Below are 22,808 nucleotides of genomic sequence, written 5' to 3'. Positions count from 1 at the left end.
AAGCTTGGTCATAATGTGACCAAGCTTTTTAATTTAATGGAACATATTCAGTACTACGCAACCGACCATGACAACTTGAGTCTAATAGAGGCGAAATACCAGAAATTTGCTTTTCAAAGGCATTACCATCTGGATTTTCATCTCGGCCTGATCACGCATGGTGCGCAGAAGTTCCAATACCAAGGTAACAGCCACCAAGTTGGTCACGGGCAAATTGTGATTATGCCGCCGGATGAGCTGCACGACGGGCAATCTAAGCTCGAGAGTGGCTACGAAGTAAATGTGTTTGCGATCGAACCTCATCTATTGAGCGATCTGGCTGATCTTCAGCAAAACGGTCAAATAATACACTTCAACGAACTGATCATCTCGGATCCGCAGATATTTTCACAACTTAGTAACTTACACGGGCTGCTTCGTCGTGAAAACCTCAGCCAACTCACCAAAGATTGCCTTCCTTTTGAAGGATTTAACCAACTTTTTGATCGCTACGGATCGCTTGAGCGACAAAAAGTGGTGCCGCTAGGAAACCAATCGCTTGGGACGTTAAAAGATTATCTAATGGCTAACCTTGACCAAGCGGTGCGTTTGGATTCGCTATCAGAGCTGTGCCAACTGAGCCCAACTCAGTTCCAGCGCCACTTTAAAGCGCAAACTGGCATGACGCCTTATGCATGGTTCGCACGCCTGCGCCTTGAACAAGGCATGAAGTTACTGCAAGCTGGTCAATGTGGTACCGACGTCGCTCATCAAATCGGTTTCTATGATCAAGCGCATTTCAGCAAAGCGTTTAAACAGACCTACGGCGTTTCCCCTTCTCAAGTGGCTCGTTAATTTCATTTACCGAGAAAGCTGTCAGTTTTTTACAAGCGCCACAGGTGACTTACCACGACAATAGCCGCATTGGTTAAATTTGAGATGTGTTATGAATGAATCCACCATATTGCTGACACTCGCCAGCATTCACTTTATTGCCCTAATGAGTCCAGGTCCGGACTTTGCGCTGGTCGTACAAAATGCGACGCGTCATGGTCGTCAAACTGGCTTGTACATTGCGTTGGGATTGTCCGTCGGTATTTTGCTGCACTCTTTGTTCAGCCTGACAGGTGTGAGTTTTGTCGTCCACCAGCACCCAGTGCTGTATTCCGTGGTACAACTGCTCGGTGGTAGTTACCTGCTCTACTTAGGAATTGGCGCATTGCGTGCCGTGATCTCGATGATCCAAAACCCACTGACGGATCAACCTAAGAAGCAAAATAACCTAGTGATCAGCAATAAGCGTCAAGCGTTTGCTAAAGGGTTTGCGACCAACATTCTTAACCCAAAAGCCCTGGTGTTCTTTGTCAGTTTGATGTCGAGTTTAGTCCCAGCAGGTATGTCGATTACTGGCAAAGGTATTGCACTGGTCATCCTGTTTGGCTTGTCGCTATTCTGGTTCTCTAGCCTTGCATGGATGCTGTCGACACAGCGCTTACAGCGTAAATTGCAACAAGCGGGTATCTACATCGACGGTCTATGCGGCGTGGTATTTACTCTAGTGGGCGGCAGTATTCTATACCAAACTATCAATACTTTTATCGGATAAAGTACTGATTTAAAAGCGTAGCACAATCGACATTTCTAAGATTGCTGACTCGACGTGACTCTCCATAACTGCCAAGCTCAAAGCACAAAACTGGCAACATGGAGAGTCATCATGCATTGGACGTTCAACCGACTCGTGACCACGGGTCTTTTTCTTACTTCCCCACTAATCTTATCTACCTCAGTCTTTGCTAACCAAGCAGCAGATGCGGTTGCGCCGGAGCACAGCACTGGCTTCGAGCAAAAACAATTGATCAAAGCGAAAGATTATATGGTTACCGCTGCTAACCCAATTGCAACCCAAGCTGGTGCGGATGTTATTGCCCAAGGTGGTAATGCTATTGATGCTATGGTTGCCGTGCAGCTGATGCTGGGCTTGGTAGAACCGCAATCATCAGGCATTGGTGGTGGCGCCTTCTTAGTGTATTGGGACAGTGAGAAACAAAAACTGACTACGTATGATGGACGCGAAACCGCACCGCTCGCCGCAACGCCGAAACTCTTCCTAGATGACAAAGGACAACCACTGCAATTTTACGATGCGGTTGTCGGTGGGCGTTCCGTTGCCACTCCTGGTACAGTGAAACTGCTGTGGGACACGCACCAGAAATACGGCAAGTTGGAATGGAAGAAGATAATCCAACCCGTGATTACCTTGGCTGAGCAAGGTTTCGAAGTCAGTCCTCGCCTCGCGAGTCTGATTGAGAAAGATGCTAAGCGCCTATCACGCTTCCCTGCGACTAAGGCTTACTTCTTCAATCCAGACGGCTCACCAAAAGCCGAAGGCACGTTGTTGAAGAACCCTGAATACGCGCAAACTCTGACGGCAATTGCAGAGCAAGGGGCAAAAGCTTTCTATCAAGGCGATATCGCCACAGACATCATCAAGACCGTACAAAATGCACCGGGCAATCCTGGCGTATTGGCACAACCTGACTTTGATGCGTTCCAAATCAAGCAACGTGAACCGGTTTGTGCGGCTTACCAAAGCTATGATATCTGCGGCATGGGACCACCTAGCTCTGGCGCATTGACGGTTGGACAGATTCTCGCGATCACCGAGCAATACGATCTTAAAGGTTGGGGAGCCGAAAGCGCGAAATCATGGCAAGTGATCGCCGATGCATCGCGCCTTGCGTTCGCGGATCGTGGTAAATACATGGCTGACCAAGATTATGTGCCAATGCCAACCGAAGGCTTGCTTGATAAAGATTATCTCAAACAACGTGCTGAGCTCATTCAAGTCGGTAAAGCCTTGAGTAAGGCTGAAGCCGGTAATCCTCCTTGGTCGCACGCCATGAACTTAAGCATGGACCAATCGATCGAGCTGCCTTCCACCAGCCATTTCAATATCGTCGATAAGCAAGGCAATGTGGTTTCAATGACAACAACCATCGAGAACGCCTTTGGCTCACGCTTGATGGTACGCGGCTTCTTGCTCAATAACGAACTGACCGATTTCTCTTTCCGCACGCATCAAGATGGTGTGCCAATCGCAAACCGATTAGAACCGGGCAAACGCCCACGTTCATCTATGGCACCAACCATTATGATGAAGGATGACAAGCCTTACATGGCAATTGGCTCACCGGGTGGCAGCCGCATTATTGGTTACGTCGCACAAGCCATTATCGCCCACACGCAATGGGATATGGACATCCAAAGCGCGATTAATCAGCCACGATTGCTGAACCGTTTTGGCACCTTAGATATTGAGCAAGGTACCGCCGCAGAGGGCTTACAGCCTGCTCTGGAGAAGATGGGCTTTAAAACCGATGTTCGGGATTTGAACTCTGGTCTGCATGCGATACGAATAACAAAAGACGGTCTTGAAGGCGCTGCGGATCCAAGACGTGAAGGTGCCGCTATCGGGCAGTAAGAGTCTTTCGCTCGACCCCTTGTGCGAGATCTCTCACAAAGGGTTGAGCAAACCTCTCTTTTTTAATGGTAAAACCGTACAGAAAAGAGCATAAGCCATTGAATTTAATACTCATGTATCTTTTTTGAACGCTAAGAGAGTTAAAAAATGTGAGATTAGCCCGTTGTTGGAAATCGTTAAACACGTAATATTAAACCTGTCGGAAGGATGCTGACACGGAACAGGAAACACCACGGACTTGGTGAACTTCAGGAAGAAGAAACGGTTATTCAGGATGAATAGTCGGGCATGGATTGCAAAATTGGACATTGAACGGAATCAATAGTGACTAGGATGGTTGCTACTAAGGACGGGAAATGGACACCTCTGGACGAGGCAAGGATTTGAACATCAGGATGATGTCAGGGACACCGCTCAGGGAACAAGTGATGAGAGCTAACGAGGATAGTTAGCAGACCAGGATAAGGTCATTAAGGACACCGCTAGGAAGGCGACGTAAGGATTAAGCTGACGGATTCAGCACACTATCATGGATTAGATGCATGGAGCACTCTTAGTAGCTGGATTGCTGCGAGTAAGACTATAACCCCGATGGGCGCAAGCCCTCGGGGTTTTTCTTTGCCTAAAGTTTTTCTCAGTAGATCTGCTGAAAACAGGCATTCACCCACAACGCCCACCTTTCACTTCAAACGGCATCGTTAAGTCGCGCTTTTGTACTCCATTTATCATTCCATTTTTTACTGCGTTAGCGACACCAAAACTGCACAAACAAAAAGAGCCGCCGAAGCAGCTCTTAAGTTGATGAGTTTTGGTCAAGCCTTACAGTTTCTCTAGTCGTGCGTAAGCAGTTACCAACCATTTGATGCCTTCACCGTTAAAGGCAATCTGTACACGGCTCTGTGGACCACTGCCTTCGAAGTTGATGATGGTGCCTTCACCAAACTTTGGATGCATCACACGAGAACCTAGCGTAAAGCCGGTTTCATTAAAGCTCTCTTTCACAACAGTTTGGCTAAATCGACCACTGCTTGAAGGACGGCTAACTTGCGCCTTCATTCGTACTTCATCCAAGCATGTTTCTGGCAGTTCACGAATAAAACGAGACGGCTTATGGTACTTATCCTGACCGTACAAACGGCGCATTTCAGCATAAGTGATGTACAGTTTCTGCATCGCACGGGTCATGCCTACGTAACACAGACGACGTTCTTCTTCTAAGCGCCCTGCTTCTTCTGCCGACATTTGGCTTGGGAACATGCCTTCTTCCACACCGACCATAAACACCAATGGGAACTCTAGACCTTTCGCACTGTGTAATGTCATGAGCTGAACCGCATCTTCAAATTCGTCCGCTTGTCCTTCGCCCGCTTCTAGTGCTGCGTGGGTTAGGAATGCCGTCAGCAGTGACATGTCTTCGGCTTCTTCTGGTTTCTCGAATTGGCGAGTTGCGGTCACCAATTCCTCCAAGTTCTCAATACGTGCCTTAGACTTTTCGCCTTTCTCTTGCTCGTACATCGCGAACAAGCCCGAGTATTTAATCACATGGTCAGTTTGGTGATGCAGCGGCATCTCTAAGGTGTCGTCTTCTAGCGCGGTGACAAGCTCGATAAAACGGCTCAGAGCACCAGCAGCGCGACCAGCAAGCACCTTCTCGTCCAACATTGCCACACTCGCTTCCCACATGGTGCAACCACGATCACGAGCCGCAAAGCGGATGGTTTCAAGCGTCTTATCGCCCAAACCACGCGTTGGCGTATTCACCACACGTTCAAACGCCGCATCATCGTTACGGTTGGCAATCAGACGCATGTAGCTCAAGGCATCTTTGATTTCCTGACGTTCGAAGAATCGCATGCCGCCGTAGATACGGTAAGGCAGACCGGCTTGAATTAACGCTTCTTCCAGAACACGCGACTGGGCGTTGTTACGGTAAAGCATCGCAGCGTCATTCAGAGCACCGCCCTTGTCTTGCCACTCTTTGATTTTGTTCACCGCAAAACGGGCTTCATCTAATTCGTTGTAAGCGCTGTAAACCGAGATAGGCTCACCGACCACGCCATCCGTCCACAACTCTTTACCCATACGCTCGGTGTTATTCGCAATCAGGGTGTTAGATGCTTCCAGAATGGTCTTGGTTGAACGGTAGTTTTGCTCAAGACGAATGGTATTTACGCTTGGGAATTCGAGCGTAAACTTCTCAATATTCTCGACTTTTGCACCACGCCAACCATAAATCGACTGGTCGTCATCACCTACGATCATCACGTGACACTCAGGACCCGCCATCATACGTAGCCAAGCATATTGAATGTTGTTGGTATCTTGGAACTCGTCCACCAAGATATGCTTAAAGCGTGCTTGGTAGTGTTCACGGACGAACTTGTTATCACGCAGTAGCTCATGTGCGCGCAGCAAGATTTCCGCAAAATCGACTAAACCAGCACGGTCACACGCCTCTTGGTAAGCGGTGTACAACTGCAGATATGTCTTGGTCACTGGATCATGGTACGCATCAATGTGCGACGGGCGCAGACCTTCGTCTTTCTTGCCGTTAATCCACCATGCCACTTGGCGTGCTGGCCATTGCTTCTCATCGAGGTTTTGCGCTTTGATCAAACGCTTTAGCAGACGCTGTTGGTCGTCACTGTCGATGATTTGGAAATCTTCCGGTAGCTTGGCATCAAGATAGTGTGCACGCAGAATACGGTGACAAATGCCGTGGAAAGTACCATTCCACATACCGCCTGCACTGCCCATCATTAGCTCTTCGATACGTCCACGCATCTCTGCCGCCGCCTTATTGGTAAAGGTTACCGACATGATTGAAAACGGAGAAGCTTGCTCGACCGACATCAGCCAAGCGATACGGTGAACAAGAACGCGTGTCTTACCACTTCCTGCGCCAGCAAGAACGAGCAAGTTTTCTAGAGGTGCTGCAACGGCTTCACGTTGTTTATCGTTCAAACCGTCGAGTAATAGAGATGGATCCATCATGATGAGAGCTACTGGTTATTTATACATAAAAACCGATTATAACCTAAACAACCGGGTGCTGTTTAGACAAAACTTGATAAAAAAATTGATGTTTTTTTGCCCAATACATCAATTAGTTATACCTATTTGACCCTGCAAACCCATTTACTTCAGAAATTTTTCTGAAAGTTTTTTAGCCAGTTTCCTATCTTTTAAGTTAAGCAAGTTGATAACAAAAACGCCAAAACAGGCGATTCATCTTGCCAACTTAAAGTAAAGGAAATCATTCAGAGGAATTTATTATGAAAAAGTCGAATCTAGCTGTTACTGCTGCTGTTACTGGTCTTCTAGCTCTTGGTGGCACAATGCTAACTGCAGCTCCAGCTGTCGCTGCTGAAAAAGAAAAGTGCTATGGCGTTTCTAAAGCAGGTAAAAACGACTGTGCAACAAAAAGCAGCTCATGCGCTGGTACTTCTAAAGAAGATAACCAAAAAGACGCATTCGTAGTCGTACCAAAAGGTCTTTGTGACAAGCTCGCTGGCGGTAGCACTTCTTCTTCATAATCTTTTATCGCTAGCTATTGTGAGGATGCGTTGACGCTCAACCAACGCAAAGCCAAGACGCATCCTTCTCTTCCCGCACGATTTGAAAAGGAGTTTCACGTGAAACACCACACCTTCCACGACCTTGTTGGAGTTGGATTAAGAACCCCTCACCTCGATTACTTTAGCCAAAACCAACCCGAGTTGTCTTGGTTAGAAATCCACAGTGAAAACTATTTCCAACCCAATGCAGCAGAGCGCCATCAACTACAAACGCTTCGCGAGCAATATCAAATTAGCTGCCACGGTATTGGTTTGTCGTTAGGTTCGGTGGAACGTGTTAGTCAAAAGCATCTTGCGCAACTTAAGTCACTGATTGACTCAATCGACCCAATTCTTGTTTCTGACCATTTAAGTTGGAGTGAAAACGGCGGTCACTACTTTAATGACCTGCTTCCACTTCCGTATACGGAAGAAGCGCTCAACGTGTTCACTCGTAACGTGAATGAAGTGCAGGAATATTTGCAACGCGAGATCTTGATAGAGAACCCATCTAGTTATGTGAAGTTTCAACATTCGACCATCAGCGAATGGGAGTTTCTTACCGAAGTGCAAAAGCGCACTGACTGTCGTTTATTGCTCGATTTAAACAATGTTTATGTTTCGGCGTTCAACCACGGTTTTGATTGCGACACATACCTAGATGCGATTCCAGCCGACAAAGTGGATGAGATTCACTTGGCAGGTTTTACCATTAAACAACTCGACAAAGGTGAGATATGGATTGATACCCATAGCCGCCCAGTTAGCGATGAAGTTTGGCAGTTGTTTTCACAGTGGACAAAAAAACACGGTCCACGTCATACGTTGATTGAATGGGATTTGGATATCCCCGCGCCAGAAGTCTTGCTCGAAGAAGCGCAGAAAGCATCACAACTGCTGTTGCAAGGCAGACTTCCAAGTGAACAAAGCGAACCAAGGAAGGCATCATGAATCTAGCCACCTTACAAAGCCAGTTTGCTAAAGCCCTGCACTATCAAGCGCTCGGTGAAGACTGCGATATTGCCAGTGATGAGTTTACCGCTGATGAACGCATACAAGTTTACCGCAATAACTTTATCGTCAGCTTAAGCGAAGTGTTGTCCGCGACCTACCCGATGGTTGAAGCGCTGTTTGGTGAAGAATGCTTTGAACAGATAGCTCGCCAGCATGTTCTTTCTTACCCATTAAAAGAAGGAAATGTGGTGCATTATGGCGAAGGCTTTCAAGACACCATCATGCAGTTTAGTCAGGTGATCGCACAAGCACCTTACAGCCCTGAAGTCGCACGCTTCGAGTGGCATATCGACCTAGCTCGTCAAGCACAGTATGAACAATCCAGTGCAGCAGAATTAAAACCGCTTACGTTACTTGGCGAAGTGAGTGAAGAGCAACAACCCACTTTAGTCTTACACCTTAAAAAGGGCTGCCGCAGCTTTGACTCCAACTACGCAGTATTCGATCTATTTAGCGCGATTCAAACTGGGCAATTCGAACAACTTAATATCAACCAATTACAGCAAGGTGTCATCTCGATTCAAGCCAATGGAGAAGCCTTGTGTCACGCACTCGATGCTGATGTGTTCCAACTGCTGCAATGTTTAGAGCAGAAGCAGAGTTTGAGCGAAATACCTGAAGTTTTACTCGCTCATCTCAATCGCATCATAGCACTCGATATTGTTGACGGCTTTACATTGCAATCAATCTAAGGAGCACTCTATGACGGATACGGTTAAAAACTTAGTGAATCGGTACGATGATTTAATCAGTACCTTACAAGCAGGCTTTGTCCCTTTACTACTTCTCTTTTGTCGCTTTTGGGTTGCTTGGGTGTTCTTCAATTCAGGACTAATCAAAATCTCGTCTTGGGATAGCACGTTGTACTTATTTGAGCTGGAATACCAAGTGCCAATCTTGCCATGGGAATTGGCGGCTTATTTAGGTACGGCTGCGGAGTTGGTTCTACCGGTGTTCTTGGCACTAGGATTGATTACCCGCCCGATGGCAGCAATGCTGTTTGTGTTCAACATCATCGCAGTGATCTCTTACCCACTGTTGTGGGAGAAAGGTTTTTATGACCACCAACTTTGGGGATTGATGATTCTTATCATAATCGTATGGGGGCCAGGACCGCTGTCTTTGGACCACATCCTGAAAAAGAAAATGACGAGCTAAAAAAATCCCCGCATCATGCGGGGATTTTTTATTATTTATTCAAGTAAGCCAGTAGCTCTTCTGCTGAGATACCTTGCTGAGCGAGGTCTTTTGCCATCTGCTCGACTTGTTCATCTTTGCGTGACTCAATCACTTGCTGAAATTGGTACACGATATCACGCAAAATTGGCAGAGGTACTTGTTTAGCCGCACTACGAATACGCTCGGAGCTTTGATTACCCAGCTCATTAAGCAACTTGCCAAACATCACCTTTTCTGGTGAATCTTCCATTTGCTCTAGAATACGAGCCATTTCATACGTGGTTAACGACATTACTTTTTGAGTTCCGTTATGGTGTCAGGAAAAGTCTGAGTGACAAATATACACGCCTTACTTACATTGGAAAATACTAAATTACACTGATTTACGCTTTCGCAAAGCTCGAGTGCCAGTTCTTCCCTGCTTTTGTAAACAGAACGACCAACGCAGGTAATAGGACCCACATATGAATTGCGATCAAGGTTTGTGGATCCAGAGATAAGCGTTGCAGTGTACCCACCAGCAAACCAGAGCCACTCATTTGGAACAATCCAAGCAGTGCAGCTGCCGTGCCCGCCTTATCACCAAACGGTTCTAACGCTTTCCCTGCCGCTGCACCCAGAATGAATGCAAAACCTACAGAAGACATGAAGATAGGTAGCATGAAAGAAAGCGCGGTATTCTGACCATTCATCACTAGCATGATCACACCTGCGAGGCCCAGAGTTGAGATCCCGGTGACCAAGGTGTTGTGAGTTCCAACGCGCTCCATAAACTTAGGCGCCAGCATACATGCCGCAATGTTTATCACCGCATTTACACCAAACCAGAAAGTGAATTCATTCATCGACAGCCCCATTCCCGTCATCAATACCGACGGTGCTGAGGTAACGTAAGCAAGAATGACCGCCATCGCCATCAAGCATAATGACGCATGGAAAACAAAAGATGGTGTGCTAAGCACTGCCCAATACCGACTAAGCTTAAACACGGCTTGCTTTTCTGTTGACGGGTTAGTCTCTTTCATCATGAAAAACATCAATGATCCAGACACCACAGCAAAACCCGCCATAAAGCTAAAGTTAGCACGCCAGTCAAATTGCTGAGTTAACCAGCTACCTAGAATTGGAGCTAAAGCAGGAATGAAACAAATCGCACCGTTAAGGTAGCTGATCATTTTGCCGCTTTTTTCCGGGCCAAAGATATCGCGAACTGTTGCAAAGGCTGCTACCGATGTCGCACACGCACCTAAGCCTTGTAGCAGTCGGGAAACCAACATCCACTCAATATTTTGAGCACTCCACGCCAATAAAGCGCTCATCGCGTAAATGGTGATACCGCCCAATGCAACAGTTCGACGTCCGAGTTTATCTGCTAGGGGACCTGCGAATAGCTGACCAACACCCATAGCAAATAAGAACCAAGTGATCGTGTCTTGTGCTAGCGCATTATCGACCTGAAAAGTGGAAGCAATAAGAGGTAAAGCAGGTAGATAAATATCAATCGCTAAAGGACTAAAAAGAACCAAAAGGGTCAATAACGCCATCTGTTTTTTACTATTAGAAAACTGGCTAGACACACAACACTCCGAATTGGATAAAGAACTTTGGGTAAAGCTTAATCATCTGATGATATGAATGGAAATGATGTATAATCATGAGCATTATTCCTCAGAGGAAATTCACTGTGAATGTCGAAAAACTGGCTCGTATCGATTTAAATCTATTGGTCTGCTTTAAAGTGCTGATTGAAGAGTTAAACGTTACTCGTGCGGCCCACCGATTGTGCTTAAGCCAATCTGCCGTAAGTAAATCACTGGCTAAACTGCGCATTCAATTTGATGACCCTCTTTTCACTCGAAACTCACATGGATTAACACCTACGCCGCGCGCATTGTTTCTTAAACCGAAACTGGATCTGTTGATAAATCAGTTAGAAGTGCTGACTCAACCCGAAGAGTTTTCTCCGCAAAGCAGTGAATACCGTTTTCAAATAGCAGCGGTAGAGAGTGTCTACCCTCTCATTCTACCCCATTTCTTACCGGCGATTTTTCAACAAGCACCTGGCGTGACAATTAGCACACACCCGTGGTCGGATAATACATTTAAAATGCTTCAACGCGGCGAACTGGATTTAGGCTTAACTGGAAAAGATATCGATATAAACGATGCCAAGCTGACTCTTCAACCACCCGATGACATTTGCGAGTTGGAAATTTATCGTGATTACCAAATGTGCATCATTCGCAAAAACCATCCTGCGCTAAAACAACCTTGGAATCTGGAAGCCTATCTCGCCCTACGCCATGTACAAGTACGCTGTGATGGCAACGACCGTTGGTTGCTGGATTATCGCCTTGCAGATATTGGCGCCGACCGCGATATTGCCGTCACCGTGCCCGACTTTAACAGTGCCGCAAGTTTATGTTCATACACCGACTTTATCTTTACTGCGCCAAGTCATTTTGTGCAACTTGCGGCCAAACAGCTTGATTTGGTCGTGCTGCCACTACCGTTAGAATTCCCACCTATGGCTTACACTTTATTCTGGCACCGAGATAGAGAAAACGACCCTGCATTAGGCTGGCTACGTACGATGATCACACAAAAAACCGATCACCTTAGATAAAAACACCGCACTCAATTTGCGCTTAGCGGCTAAAATGAGTAGCTTAACTGTCGTAGTCCTTTTTGGCTCATCTATGGCCTAGTTGTACTCCGACTCTATTGAAGTGATTGCGAACCTCAATGGAATCGTAAACTGCATGAAGCAGATGGAAACAGCTCCCACACCTGAGCATGAAGGAGCGGTAATTTGAAGGAATAACACAGATGCACAACGATACCCAAAGCCGCGTGAATGCAATTCGCGAATGGCTAGCACAACATAATATTGATGCCCTACTTGTCCCACATGAAGACGAGTACTTGGGCGAATACGTACCAGCGCACAACGAGCGTTTACATTGGCTAACTGGCTTTACTGGTTCTGCTGGTGCTGCGGTAATCACCAAAGACAAAGCCGCTATCTTTGTTGATGGTCGCTACACAGTACAAGTAATAAAGCAGGTTCCTGCTGATCTATTCGAATACCGTCACTTGATTGAAGAGCCTGCACTAGATTGGATTAAAGACCATCTTGCAAATGGCGCGTCTGTGGCAATCGACCCTCGCATGCACAACGCTGCTTGGCTAGACATGGCACAAGCAAAACTTGCTGGCGCACTTGAGCTTAAGATTCTCGATAGCAACCCAATTGATGAACTGTGGCACGACCGCCCTGCTCCTGTGGTTTCTGATGTTCGCCTAATGGCAACAGAAGCAGTTGGTCAGTCAAGTGAAAGCAAACGCCAAGAAATCGCAGAGCTCGTGAAAAAAGCCGGTGCAGACAGCGCAGTGATCACAGCACTTGATTCTATCTGTTGGTTGCTCAACGTTCGTGGTCTAGATGTCTCACGTCTACCAGTTCTTCTTTCTCACGCGATTCTGCACTCAGACTCAAGCGTGGAATACTTCCTAGATCCTGCTCGTCTACCTGCTGAGTTTGACGCTCATGTTGGTGCCGGCGTGACGGTTCATCACCCAGAAGCATTGCAAGCACGACTAGAAAACCTAACTGGCAAGAATGTACTGGTTGACCCTGCGACAAGTAACGCGTGGTTTAAGCTGGTTCTACAAAACGCTGGCGCATCTGTGGTGAGTAAAGCTGATCCATGCCTAATGCCAAAAGCAGCAAAGAACGCTGTTGAAATCGCAGGCATGAAAGCATGTCATATCCGTGATGGCGTAGCGATGAGTAAGTTCCTTTCTTGGTTAGATGCTGAAGTCGTTGCGGGTAACCTGCATGATGAAGCGACGCTGGCAGACAAACTGGAAGCGTTCCGCAGCGAAGACCCGACACTTATGGATCTTAGCTTCGATACTATCTCGGCAGCAGGTGGCAACGCGGCGATGTGTCACTATAATCACGAGAACCAACCTGAACCTGGCAAGCTAGAACTGAACACACTTTACCTAGTGGATTCAGGCGGTCAGTACCTAGATGGCACGACAGACATCACGCGTACCATCGCGATCGGTCAGCCTTCACAAGAGATGATTAAACAATTCACTCTCGCGCTAAAAGGTCACATCGGTGTTGCTCGTGCACGTTTCCCGAAAGGCACACGTGGTTACCAAATCGATACGCTAGCTCGTCAGCACCTATGGGCGGAAGGCTACGATTACGATCACGGTACTGGTCACGGTGTTGGTCACTTCCTAAGTGTTCATGAAGGTCCAGCGAGCATTTCGAAGAAGCAAATCGACGTGCCTCTAACAGAAGGCATGGTGCTATCCAACGAGCCAGGTTACTACCGTGCAGATGCGTTTGGTATCCGTATTGAGAACCTAGAGCTTGTTGTTGAAACCCCAACTAACGGTGACTTCCCTGTTCTGTCATTTGAGTCGCTAACGCGCTGTCCAATCGACAAGCGCAATATCAACGTTGATATGCTAACTCGTCCAGAACTTGCTTGGCTGAATGATTACCATCAGAAAGTATGGGATGAGATCAGCCCACTTGTTGAAGGTGATGTGAAAGAGTGGCTTCGTCAAGCAACGCTACCAGTAGCACACAGCTAGAAGCTAGAAGCTAGAAGCTAGAAAAAAGTAGAGGGTTGATGTTTTGCATCAACCCTCTTTTCTTTACTTATGTTTCACGTGAAACATAACGATGACCAGTGGCTTTATTTGCTGATTAACCAGAATACGCCGAGTGCCAATCTCGCCATACAGGATCAAAGCCTTTGGCTCGAATCATATCTTCCACAGAACCAGCACTTCGCTCATCACTGATCTCAAACTGCTCGAGTTCAACATCATCCATCGCATAACCGCCCGGCTGAGTTTTAGATGCAGCAGACATACTGGTGATACCTAACGGTAATGCATTGTCTCTGAACTTTGGTGATTCACGAGTCGATAATGACAACTCCACTTCTGGATTCAACAAACGATAAGCGCAAATCAGCTGAACAAGTTGCTTATCCGTCATGACTGATTTGGGTTGTAGCGCGCCCTTACAAGGACGTAAACGTGGGAAAGAAATTGAGTAACGAGTCTGCCAATATGTGCGCTCAAGATAGTCCAAGTGCGCTGCCACATAAAAACAGTCGGTACGCCACTCTTCCAACCCTATCAATGCGCCAATACCAATCTTATCGATGCCTGCTTTTGCAAGACGATCGGGTGTATCCAATCGGTATTCGAAATCCATCTTGTTGCCACGCAAATGGTGCTCGGCGTAAGTCGAAGGATGATACGTTTCTTGATAAACCATCACCGCATCTAAACCCAATGTCTTGAGCTCAGCGTATTCGTCTTGATCAAGTGGCTGCACTTCCATCGCCAAATAGTTAAAACGTTGCTTAATCATCGGCACCATTTCGCGGAAGTATTTCATACCCACTTTAGTTTCGTGCTCGCCAGTCACCAGCAATACGCTATCAAACTTCATGCGCTTGATGGCTTCGACTTCTGCTGCCACTTCGTCCCGATTCAAGGTACGACGCTTGATTCTATTCTCCATTGAGAAGCCGCAATAAGTACAGGCATTGGCGCACAAGTTAGAGAGGTATAATGGAATGTAAAGCGACATGGTATTACCAAAGCGCTTACGAGTTGCCGAATATGACAGTTGTGCCATCTGCTCTAAGTACGCTTCAGCCGCTGGTGAAATTAGCGCTTTAAAGTCTTCCAAATCACGCTTGGGTTTATTCAATGCTCGCTCGACATCTTGTGCCGTTTTCGCGTAGATCGACATTGAAATGTCATCCCAATTCAGCTGCTTAAATTGTTCAACGAAGCTCATGTTTTCCTCGCTTAATAGCTAAACCAATCTAGGACTAAAGCTCATCTAGGAATGACGTCAGTGGACTCGACGCAACCGCATGAGAAACCTTACCAGCAAGTCCGGCTTCATAAGCCATACTCCCCGACTCTACCGCCAACTTAAATGCCTTCGCCATCGCAACGGGATCGCTCGAAGCTGCAATCGCAGTATTGACGAGCACGGCATCCGCGCCCATTTCCATCGCACGCGCGGCATGTGAAGGAGCACCAATACCCGCATCAACAACGACAGGAACATTAGCTTGGTCGATGATGATCTCTAGGAAATCGTGAGAAACTATCCCTTTGTTGGAACCGATCGGCGCACCTAATGGCATGACTGCAGCACAGCCTACTTCTTCCAATCGTTTACACAGAACCGGGTCAGCATGACAATAAGGAAGGACAATGAAGCCTTCACGAACCAGTTGCTCAGCGGCTGCTAGTGTCTCAATTGGATCGGGCATCAAGTACTTCGGGTCTGGATGAATTTCTAGTTTTAACCAGTTTGTACCTAACGCTTCTCTCGCCAATTGTGCTGCAAACACAGCATCTTTAGCATTCTTTGCACCTGAGGTGTTCGGCAATAAGTTCACACCCGCTTGTACTAACGGCAGCAAAATATCGTCTTGTTGGTCGTTCACATCCACACGCTTCAACGCCATGGTCGCAAGTTGAGAACCCGAGACTTGAATCGCTTCTGCCATTAATCGGCTGTTGGCAAACTTCCCTGTTCCCGTGAACAGTCTTGATTCGAATTGTTTATCACCAATTTTAAGCATCGACTTTAACCCCCTGCGATCGCTTGAAACAAAGAGATGCTATCTCCCTGTGAAAGAACTGTGCTAGCCCACTCACTGCGCGGCACAACATTGTTATTAATTGCAAAAACACAGCCCATTTCAGGCAGCGCAAATTGACTAATGATTTGCTGTAGATTTGACTCACTGGCAACTTGATGTGACTGGTCATTGATGACAATAGTGATCATATCTAAGTCAGCAGCTGTCATTTGTGTTGTTTGTTGTTCTGAAAACGTCATTGCTTCCAACTCTCTTAATTCTGCCCATTACCCGTAAGCTAAATCTGAGCACACACTTGGCACTGTTTGTCTTTGCTTATCGCCATGGTTTGCCATTGCAGCTTCAATCCATCGAACAGGTGTAACTTGGCAGTCTCGACATGAAACTTTCCCGTCGCCAGTTTTTGAATTGCCGCTATCGCTTGGTAGTTGCCAAGTGTGCCCACCACCGGACCGACGACACCACTCTCACTGCACTTTTGCGTTTGCGGTAATTCGTCGAACGGATACAAACAGCGGTAACACGCTTTACTCTGCGCTTCTTGTTCACTTGGTGTTTGGTAATCGAAGACAGCGAATTGCCCTTGCCAACCAATTGCCGCCGCCGAGATGAGCGGCGTATTTTGCTCGAAACAAACTTGGTTAATGAGCTGACGCGTTGGCATGTTATCGGTGCAGTCGAGCACCACATCCGCTAGCATCACCTCAAGCTGAAGCTGTGCTTTGTCTAATCGCTTATTGAGGGCACGAATTTGAACCATAGAATTAAGGTCAGTCAGTTGCTTCACAGTCGCTTTTGTTTTCGCAACTTGGAGGTCTTGTTCACGATAAATGATCTGACGTTGTAGGTTACTGCTATCAACTTCATCGTCATCGACCACAACCAATTTACCAATACCCGCTGATGCCAAGTACAAACTCGCTGCGCTCCCTAACCCACCACAACCGATGATCAGCACATGCGATTTACTCAAACGCTCTTGCCCAATTTCGGCAATTTCAGGCAGAGCGACTTGGCGCTGATAGCGAAGGAACTGCTTATCCGTGAGCATGCTCGCCTCTCTTGGTATCCGCCAACTCACTATTCTGATCAGTGAACGTTAGCTGTCTTTCCTTCATCAGTTGTGCGAAGAACTCGATGACCGATTGAGGTGATTCTGCCAACGTAATAGCACGCACTACTGCTAAGCTAGAAACACCTGTTTGCCAAACTTGGTCAGCATTAGATTGGTCAATGCCACCAATCGCGACCGTCGGAAAGCCAAGCACATAGTCACTACCTGCTTTGTCTTTTGCGGGACGGAAAACCAACTCTGTGTTTCCGTAAGGAATGCTATCAATCAGCTTTTGATAAAGAGACAAGCGCACCAAACCTTGTGGTTTCGATGGCATCTGTTTTGTGGTGGTTGGGAAAATATGCCCTAGCGCGATGTAACTAGGATGAATTTGTACGATGCGCAGTAGCTCATAATAACCATGAGTAGAAAGACCAAGACAAATGCCGGCTTTAGTTAGCTGAGCCAAATTCGATTCTTCTATGTCTTCTTGTCCTAGGTGAACACCATAAGCGCCATGCTTGATTGCCAACTGCCAGTAGTCATTTATGAACACTTGTGCTTGATACTGACGACCTAGCTCAATTGCTCGAATGATCTGTTGTTCTAAATCGGCTTGTTGTGGGTTCTTTATTCGCAGTTGAATAGTGTTGATGCCTAGTGGCAGTAGACGCTCAATCCAAGCAACATCATCAACGACTGGATAGAGCCCTAGACTTTGCTTAGTTAGAGTTGGAAAGCTAACGCTCTCACCTTGTGCAGACCAACCAACTTGAATACCTAGTCGGTTATCCTCCAGTACAGGTGTGGGGAAATCATCAAATTGGTCAGCCCACTGAGTAGATCTTCCCTCGTTAAGGTTGCCATTCAACAGTGTTTCACGTGAAACATTCGCTTGTTGAGTTAGCATTCCTCGAGCAAGTGTTAACGCATCTTCGATAGGAAAATCGAGTACTGTCAGCGTTACTATCCAAGCAAGGTGATGTTCAGGATCGAACATTGCGTTGAGTTTGGACTTAACGGAAAGCGCTCTCACTTCGTTGTTAATTGGGTGACGCCAGATATCAAGCTGAAGCACTTTCTCCTTTTTATCGGATACCTGAGTATCAACAATACCAATATAAATCGCTTTCGACGGTTGCTTAGCACACGCTTCTACCGACAAAGCAGAGCGGTAATAGAGCACAAATGAACTCTCATTCTCAGAGTCATAACCATTAATAAGATCTGTCGTTATGCGTGTGGTCTGTTGGTCGCGAACAAGCTGAATAGATTGAGTTGGGCTCACACCCAACTCAATGTCTTCGATGCTAAAACCCTGTTCTTTCGCCAACAACAAACATTGCTGAACTAAACCAGTCAGTTCAATCAACGATGACGGAATAAGGATTTTGCTCATTAGTCACTCACCTCGGCATGTGCTGCTGGGTGGTATAGCTCAGAACCTGACTCTCTAAATTCTTGCGATTTCTGACGCATCCCCTCAAGAGGGTCATCCAGCATTTTGATTGAGATAGCTTGGTCCGCAGCAACTTGCTCTGTGTCTTTCGCATATTCTCGAACCTCTTGCGAAATCTTCATCGAGCAGAACTTTGGTCCGCACATCGAACAGAAGTGAGCAACTTTTCCAGACTCTTGAGGCAAGGTTTCGTCATGGAAAGCGCGCGCGGTATCTGGATCGAGTGACAAGTTGAATTGGTCTTCCCAGCGGAACTCGAAGCGAGCTTTAGAAAGCGCGTTATCACGAACTTGTGCACCAGGATGTCCCTTCGCCAAATCCGCGGCGTGCGCAGCAAGCTTGTAAGTTATCATGCCTACTTTCACGTCTTCTTTGTTTGGTAAACCAAGATGCTCTTTAGGAGTGACGTAGCAAAGCATCGCACAGCCATACCAGCCAATCATGGCAGCGCCAATACCTGAAGTAATATGGTCGTAACCTGGAGCAACGTCTGTCGTCAATGGGCCAAGGGTATAGAAAGGAGCTTCATGGCAGTGATCTAACTGTTCTTCCATGTTCTCTTTGATCATGTGCATTGGAACATGACCAGGACCTTCGATAATCACCTGTACGTCGTATTCCCACGCTATCTTGGTTAACTCACCAAGGGTACGAAGCTCTGCAAATTGCGCTTCGTCGTTAGCATCGGCCACCGAGCCAGGACGTAGACCATCACCGAGAGAAAGTGCCACATCATACTTAGCACAGATTTCACAGATCTCTCGGAAGTGGGTATATAAGAAGCTTTCTTGGTGATGCGCTAAACACCATTTCGCGATGATAGAACCACCACGAGAGACGATGCCAGTAACGCGTTTTGCAGTCATTGGCACATAACGAAGTAGTAAACCGGCATGGATAGTAAAGTAGTCAACGCCCTGCTCCGCTTGCTCAATCAGGGTATCGCGCATCACTTCCCAGTTAAGGTTTTCCGCAACACCATTCACTTTCTCAAGCGCTTGATACATTGGTACGGTACCGATCGGAACCGGACTGTTACGTAGAATCCACTCGCGAGTTTCGTGGATGTTACGTCCAGTAGAGAGATCCATAACGGTATCGCCACCCCAGCGCGTTGCCCATACTAACTTCTCTACTTCTTCTTCAATCGAAGAAGTGACCGATGAGTTACCGATGTTGGCATTCACCTTGACCAAAAAATTACGGCCAATGATCATTGGTTCAGATTCTGGGTGGTTAATATTGGAAGGGATAATAGCGCGACCTTCGGCGACTTCTTTACGCACGAATTCGGCGGTAATATCTTTTGGTAGGTTCGCTCCGAAGCTTTGACCCGGATGCTGTTGATTCAGCACTTCATCGCGATACTTGGCACGCCCCATGTTTTCACGCAGCGCGATATATTCCATTTCTGGGGTAATAATACCTTTGCGAGCATAGTGCAATTGGGTCACACAATGGCCATCTTTGGCACGTCGAATACGTGGTAGATTACCGTAACGAAGATCGTCTAGTGTTTCGTCTTCTAAGCGTTCTTTGGTGTACACCGAGCTTACTTCATCAAGTAGCTCAGTATCGGCACGCTCTTCAATCCACCCTTCTCTCAGCTTAGGTAAGCCGCTATAGAGGTCTGTGGTGTGCTCTGGATCTGTGTATACACCCGAGGTATCGTAAACGCGTACTGGCTCATTAGGTTCGAAAATAGGCGCTTCTTTTGTGCCTCCAATAAGGCTATCAGCGAGTGATATTTCACGCATTGGCACACGAATATCTGGACGTGAGCCTTCTACGTAGACTTTGCTTGAATTGGGGTACGGTTGTACCGAGAGTGTATCAATGAACTGTTTTGCTTCCAGTCTCGCTTGTTTGCGACTCGACATAGCATTTTTCCTTGCTTTGTTATACTAGATAAAAAGTAATTGGATAAAAATGCTTGGCGGATAGATGCGACAAGAGGAGTCAAATTAAGGCTAGTTAAAGCTTACGATATTTGCCTGTAACAACATTCGACTTTTGATAGGTCAACCAGAAAGAACTCCGGTGTGAATATCTTCTCTTGTTCCCTTCGCAGATTCTAATCTGATCAGGTTCAACGGATCCCGAATTAACGGTCTCAGCCTTATGGCACTCCGACAAGTGATGTCAGTATATAAAAACGGCTTGGTGAAACCAAGCCGACCTGTTCAATTTTTAACTACTTTGCTAGCTGCGCATCAATAATTGAAAGCCTATCCACGCCGCTGAAATACTTAACACTACATTCAACAATACGTTCAACCCCATCTTAAAGAAAGCGCCCTGCTGCATAAGCAACACATTATCCATCGAGAAGGTGGAAAACGTCGTTAGTGCCCCTAAAAAACCCAAGCCAATCACTTGTCGCCAAGGTTCCGTTGCCAAAAGTTCATTATCGAAAGCTGCTATCAATAAGCCCATCATAAATGAGCCAACAACGTTAACGGTTAACGTACCATATGGAAAACCACGCCCCAATAAAATGACACAAAGTTCAGAAATTAAGTAACGAGAACATGCACCAAATGCACCACCCAATGCAATAAAACCCAAAACGGATAGTTGTCCCATAATTCCCCCAGAAAATTTAATGGCGACATTGTAATCAAATTTACGGCAATAGTGATTATACAATCTTAGAATTCAGCAAAGTATAGCGCTTAAAACTTATCAAGATTTTAAAAGTTACAGGAGTCACTTTACTTCAATGTAACCCATCAAACCCGTCTTCATATGTTCAATTACATGACAATGGTACATCCAACGCCCTGGGTTATCTGCAACAAATGCCGCTTTCGCACTGCCGTTTTTTCCAAGTAAGACCGTATCGGTATGAAACGGTTCGTCGAGTTTTTTGCCATCTAACTCAAGAACCGTAAATGTGTGTCCATGAAGATGAATAGGATGATGATATTGGGTGACGTTCTTTAGGTTGAAGATATAGGTTTTTCCCATCTCCAATGTTGAAAGCGGCGCTGGAATATTATCTTTGCTCATTCCCTCCCAAGCCCGTTTGTTCATCAGCCAGAATTGGGGGATCGCTTTGCCCGATTTATCAGCAGGAGTGATCGCCCCCTCCCACTCAAACACATAATCGATTTGCTCTGCATTTTTCAAATCGAGAGCTGGCACAGGGTTGAGAGGTAATAAAGGCAGTTTCTGGTTGTTCGACAGATCAGACTCAACAACGTCAAACTCGCACAAAGGGAATGGGAAGCGTCCTTTCATTTGACGCACATAAACACGTTTTCCAGCCTTTGGAGCAATCAATCCGACATCTAACCTCATTCCTGGACCAATTTTATGCTGAGTGAGCTTGTAAGGCGTTTTAACAGGGTTACCATCAATAGCGATAACCCAAGCCTCTGCACCTTCAATAGCGATCGGGTAAGTAATGGTGTTATCGACATTAGCAATTCTTAATCGCGTGGTAGCATTCTGCTTCAGCGTATAAACAGGTTCATGCACACCATTGACGCTACTCCACTCTCCGGGAGTCCCCATACGAGCGCTCAAGCGCGGTACCATAAGGTTCTTCCACTGACCTTGTTTGTCTAAATGCCAATGCTTTAGAACTATTTCCTGTTCTTCATCAAATAGAACAGGCTCAGCCTCTTCAACGATAATTAGCCCAACTAAGCCCATACCAAGTTGCTTAACGCTATTCATGTGGGGGTGATACCAAAACGTGCCTGCATCTGGCGGTGTAAATTCATAAGCGAATGTTTCACCCGGCATGATAGGCGGCTGGCTTAAGAAAGGTACACCATCCATTTCAATAGGGATTCGCAAGCCATGCCAGTGGATTGTAGTCGGCTCTGAAAGCTTGTTAGTAAACCTAATTATAACTTTCTCGCCTTGGCGACAACGAATCGTAGGCGCTGGAATCGAACCATTAAATGCGAGTACGTCTGTGTTAAACCCAGGGATAAATTCTGCAGTAGAAGGCTCTGCAGTGATATCGTATATATATTGCCTCTGCTTATTAGTGCTCCTAGATAGAGAACATGCAGGTAGAACGGTAAGCGCGGAGATTGCTAAGGATGATTGAAGAAAGCGTCGACGAGATATATCCATACATAGTTACTCATTAATCCAGATCGGTTGAGTGTAACTAAATATAAATAGTGATTCCCCTTTATTATTAAAATTTCGGGCCACTGATCATTACAGCTAACTGTAGTTTCGTTCGTTCAGTAGATTAAATGCTGCCAAAGTACAGCAGAAAGCCATACTTACGGGATAAGAGTAGAAATAAGCTGTAATAATGAGAAGAAACCAGATACAAAAAAGGCCCTGACCTAAGTCAGAGCCTGATATATGGCAGGGGTGGAGAGATTCGAACTCCCAACACGCGGATTTGGAATCCGCTGCTCTGCCAATTGGAGCTACACCC

The 22,808-nt window shown here is 46.4% G+C and carries 20 protein-coding genes and 1 riboswitch; of the genes, 9 read left to right on the top strand and 11 right to left on the bottom strand.

What is annotated here, in order from left to right:
* The first annotated feature begins 36 nt into the window (after positions 1 to 36).
* The 3 genes from R7F64_RS22915 (at position 37) to ggt (ending at position 3,463) form a co-directional block, all read left to right on the top strand.
* The gene (locus R7F64_RS22915) at positions 37 to 834 is read left to right on the top strand and encodes an AraC family transcriptional regulator (RefSeq protein ID WP_213962160.1); all 798 of its coding nucleotides are present in this window, start codon (positions 37 to 39) and stop codon (positions 832 to 834) included.
* A gap of 91 nt (positions 835 to 925) precedes the next feature.
* Positions 926 to 1,585 carry a LysE family translocator gene (locus R7F64_RS22910; RefSeq protein ID WP_005378776.1) on the top strand — a complete coding sequence of 220 codons (660 nt, stop codon included), beginning with the start codon at positions 926 to 928 and terminating at the stop codon, positions 1,583 to 1,585.
* Positions 1,586 to 1,696: 111 nt separating this feature from the next.
* Complete coding sequence (gene ggt, locus R7F64_RS22905) at positions 1,697 to 3,463, top strand: gamma-glutamyltransferase (RefSeq protein ID WP_064354413.1); 1,767 nt, start codon at positions 1,697 to 1,699, stop codon at positions 3,461 to 3,463.
* A gap of 819 nt (positions 3,464 to 4,282) precedes the next feature.
* On the opposite strand, the gene uvrD is transcribed toward ggt, so the two are convergent.
* The gene (uvrD, locus tag R7F64_RS22900; protein WP_005378778.1) at positions 4,283 to 6,457 is read right to left on the bottom strand and encodes a DNA helicase II; all 2,175 of its coding nucleotides are present in this window, start codon (positions 6,455 to 6,457) and stop codon (positions 4,283 to 4,285) included.
* A gap of 281 nt (positions 6,458 to 6,738) precedes the next feature.
* Between uvrD and R7F64_RS22895 the strand changes: the two genes are divergently transcribed.
* The 4 genes from R7F64_RS22895 (at position 6,739) to R7F64_RS22880 (ending at position 9,192) form a co-directional block, all read left to right on the top strand.
* Positions 6,739 to 6,999 carry a DUF2282 domain-containing protein gene (locus R7F64_RS22895; RefSeq protein ID WP_005378779.1) on the top strand — a complete coding sequence of 87 codons (261 nt, stop codon included), beginning with the start codon at positions 6,739 to 6,741 and terminating at the stop codon, positions 6,997 to 6,999.
* Positions 7,000 to 7,098: 99 nt separating this feature from the next.
* Positions 7,099 to 7,971 carry a DUF692 domain-containing protein gene (locus tag R7F64_RS22890; RefSeq protein ID WP_213962156.1) on the top strand — a complete coding sequence of 291 codons (873 nt, stop codon included), beginning with the start codon at positions 7,099 to 7,101 and terminating at the stop codon, positions 7,969 to 7,971.
* Complete coding sequence (locus tag R7F64_RS22885; protein WP_213962155.1) at positions 7,968 to 8,726, top strand: DNA-binding domain-containing protein; 759 nt, start codon at positions 7,968 to 7,970, stop codon at positions 8,724 to 8,726. The genes R7F64_RS22890 and R7F64_RS22885 overlap by 4 nt, the downstream gene beginning before the upstream one ends.
* A 10-nt stretch (positions 8,727 to 8,736) precedes the next feature.
* Positions 8,737 to 9,192: a DoxX family protein gene (locus R7F64_RS22880; protein ID WP_047102549.1), complete on the top strand. Its 456-nt coding sequence runs from the start codon at positions 8,737 to 8,739 to the stop codon at positions 9,190 to 9,192.
* A gap of 31 nt (positions 9,193 to 9,223) precedes the next feature.
* Here R7F64_RS22880 and R7F64_RS22875 read toward each other — a convergent pair whose 3' ends face one another.
* Entirely contained in the window at positions 9,224 to 9,505 is a 282-nt protein-coding gene (locus R7F64_RS22875) for a hypothetical protein (RefSeq protein WP_005378786.1), read from the bottom strand.
* 91 nt (positions 9,506 to 9,596) lie between these two features.
* Entirely contained in the window at positions 9,597 to 10,790 is a 1,194-nt protein-coding gene (locus R7F64_RS22870) for a multidrug effflux MFS transporter (RefSeq protein ID WP_005382927.1), read from the bottom strand.
* A 107-nt stretch (positions 10,791 to 10,897) separates the two neighbouring features.
* On the opposite strand from R7F64_RS22870, the gene R7F64_RS22865 reads away from it, so the two are divergent.
* Both R7F64_RS22865 and R7F64_RS22860 read left to right on the top strand, forming a co-directional pair.
* On the top strand, positions 10,898 to 11,839 hold the full coding sequence (locus R7F64_RS22865; RefSeq protein WP_005378791.1) for a LysR family transcriptional regulator: 942 nt from the start codon (positions 10,898 to 10,900) through the stop codon (positions 11,837 to 11,839).
* Between the two features lie 203 nt (positions 11,840 to 12,042).
* A complete protein-coding gene (locus R7F64_RS22860) occupies positions 12,043 to 13,833 on the top strand; it encodes an aminopeptidase P family protein (protein WP_132937341.1) in 1,791 nt (596 codons plus the stop codon).
* A gap of 115 nt (positions 13,834 to 13,948) precedes the next feature.
* On the opposite strand, the gene thiH is transcribed toward R7F64_RS22860, so the two are convergent.
* From thiH to R7F64_RS22820, 8 genes are all read right to left on the bottom strand, one after another.
* On the bottom strand, positions 13,949 to 15,061 hold the full coding sequence (gene thiH / locus R7F64_RS22855) for a 2-iminoacetate synthase ThiH (RefSeq protein WP_053306510.1): 1,113 nt from the start codon (positions 15,059 to 15,061) through the stop codon (positions 13,949 to 13,951).
* A 34-nt stretch (positions 15,062 to 15,095) separates the two neighbouring features.
* Positions 15,096 to 15,863 (bottom strand): thiazole synthase, encoded by a 768-nt coding sequence (locus tag R7F64_RS22850; protein ID WP_064368863.1) that lies wholly within the window; start codon positions 15,861 to 15,863, stop codon positions 15,096 to 15,098.
* Between the two features lie 5 nt (positions 15,864 to 15,868).
* A complete protein-coding gene (gene thiS / locus R7F64_RS22845; protein ID WP_318072102.1) occupies positions 15,869 to 16,123 on the bottom strand; it encodes a sulfur carrier protein ThiS in 255 nt (84 codons plus the stop codon).
* A 38-nt stretch (positions 16,124 to 16,161) separates the two neighbouring features.
* Positions 16,162 to 16,935 carry a HesA/MoeB/ThiF family protein gene (locus R7F64_RS22840; protein ID WP_318072101.1) on the bottom strand — a complete coding sequence of 258 codons (774 nt, stop codon included), beginning with the start codon at positions 16,933 to 16,935 and terminating at the stop codon, positions 16,162 to 16,164.
* On the bottom strand, positions 16,922 to 18,337 hold the full coding sequence (locus R7F64_RS22835; protein ID WP_318072100.1) for a thiamine phosphate synthase: 1,416 nt from the start codon (positions 18,335 to 18,337) through the stop codon (positions 16,922 to 16,924). The genes R7F64_RS22840 and R7F64_RS22835 overlap by 14 nt, the downstream gene beginning before the upstream one ends.
* Positions 18,337 to 20,277 carry a phosphomethylpyrimidine synthase ThiC gene (gene thiC, locus R7F64_RS22830; RefSeq protein WP_171343428.1) on the bottom strand — a complete coding sequence of 647 codons (1,941 nt, stop codon included), beginning with the start codon at positions 20,275 to 20,277 and terminating at the stop codon, positions 18,337 to 18,339. The genes R7F64_RS22835 and thiC overlap by 1 nt, the downstream gene beginning before the upstream one ends.
* Before the next feature lie 163 nt (positions 20,278 to 20,440).
* Positions 20,441 to 20,539: riboswitch (TPP riboswitch) on the bottom strand.
* A gap of 60 nt (positions 20,540 to 20,599) precedes the next feature.
* Positions 20,600 to 20,983: a fluoride efflux transporter CrcB gene (crcB, locus tag R7F64_RS22825; RefSeq protein WP_005378811.1), complete on the bottom strand. Its 384-nt coding sequence runs from the start codon at positions 20,981 to 20,983 to the stop codon at positions 20,600 to 20,602.
* 123 nt (positions 20,984 to 21,106) lie between these two features.
* Positions 21,107 to 22,489: a multicopper oxidase family protein gene (locus R7F64_RS22820; RefSeq protein ID WP_132937344.1), complete on the bottom strand. Its 1,383-nt coding sequence runs from the start codon at positions 22,487 to 22,489 to the stop codon at positions 21,107 to 21,109.
* Positions 22,490 to 22,808: the final 319 nt, after the last annotated feature.

This window comes from Vibrio sp. Vb1980, assembly GCF_033338615.1.
Taxonomy (GTDB): Bacteria; Pseudomonadota; Gammaproteobacteria; order Enterobacterales; family Vibrionaceae; genus Vibrio; species Vibrio alginolyticus.
Note: the sequence above shows the minus strand (reverse complement) of the source record. Positions and strands in the feature narration are given on the sequence as shown.

Excerpts from the sequence above, each read along its gene's own strand:
- R7F64_RS22860 (WP_132937341.1), top strand. The coding sequence starts at position 12,043 with ATGCACAACGATACCCAAAGCCGCGTGAATGCAATTCGCGAATGGCTA.
- R7F64_RS22880 (WP_047102549.1), top strand. The coding sequence starts at position 8,737 with ATGACGGATACGGTTAAAAACTTAGTGAATCGGTACGATGATTTAATC.
- R7F64_RS22840 (WP_318072101.1), bottom strand. The coding sequence starts at position 16,935 with ATGCTCACGGATAAGCAGTTCCTTCGCTATCAGCGCCAAGTCGCTCTG.
- R7F64_RS22835 (WP_318072100.1), bottom strand. The coding sequence starts at position 18,337 with ATGAGCAAAATCCTTATTCCGTCATCGTTGATTGAACTGACTGGTTTA.
- thiH (WP_053306510.1), bottom strand. The coding sequence starts at position 15,061 with ATGAGCTTCGTTGAACAATTTAAGCAGCTGAATTGGGATGACATTTCA.
- crcB (WP_005378811.1), bottom strand. The coding sequence starts at position 20,983 with ATGGGACAACTATCCGTTTTGGGTTTTATTGCATTGGGTGGTGCATTT.
- thiS (WP_318072102.1), bottom strand. The coding sequence starts at position 16,123 with ATGACGTTTTCAGAACAACAAACAACACAAATGACAGCTGCTGACTTA.
- R7F64_RS22910 (WP_005378776.1), top strand. The coding sequence starts at position 926 with ATGAATGAATCCACCATATTGCTGACACTCGCCAGCATTCACTTTATT.
- R7F64_RS22820 (WP_132937344.1), bottom strand. The coding sequence starts at position 22,489 with ATGGATATATCTCGTCGACGCTTTCTTCAATCATCCTTAGCAATCTCC.
- R7F64_RS22885 (WP_213962155.1), top strand. The coding sequence starts at position 7,968 with ATGAATCTAGCCACCTTACAAAGCCAGTTTGCTAAAGCCCTGCACTAT.
- ggt (WP_064354413.1), top strand. The coding sequence starts at position 1,697 with ATGCATTGGACGTTCAACCGACTCGTGACCACGGGTCTTTTTCTTACT.
- R7F64_RS22915 (WP_213962160.1), top strand. The coding sequence starts at position 37 with ATGGAACATATTCAGTACTACGCAACCGACCATGACAACTTGAGTCTA.
- R7F64_RS22895 (WP_005378779.1), top strand. The coding sequence starts at position 6,739 with ATGAAAAAGTCGAATCTAGCTGTTACTGCTGCTGTTACTGGTCTTCTA.
- R7F64_RS22875 (WP_005378786.1), bottom strand. The coding sequence starts at position 9,505 with ATGTCGTTAACCACGTATGAAATGGCTCGTATTCTAGAGCAAATGGAA.
- thiC (WP_171343428.1), bottom strand. The coding sequence starts at position 20,277 with ATGTCGAGTCGCAAACAAGCGAGACTGGAAGCAAAACAGTTCATTGAT.
- R7F64_RS22850 (WP_064368863.1), bottom strand. The coding sequence starts at position 15,863 with ATGCTTAAAATTGGTGATAAACAATTCGAATCAAGACTGTTCACGGGA.
- uvrD (WP_005378778.1), bottom strand. The coding sequence starts at position 6,457 with ATGATGGATCCATCTCTATTACTCGACGGTTTGAACGATAAACAACGT.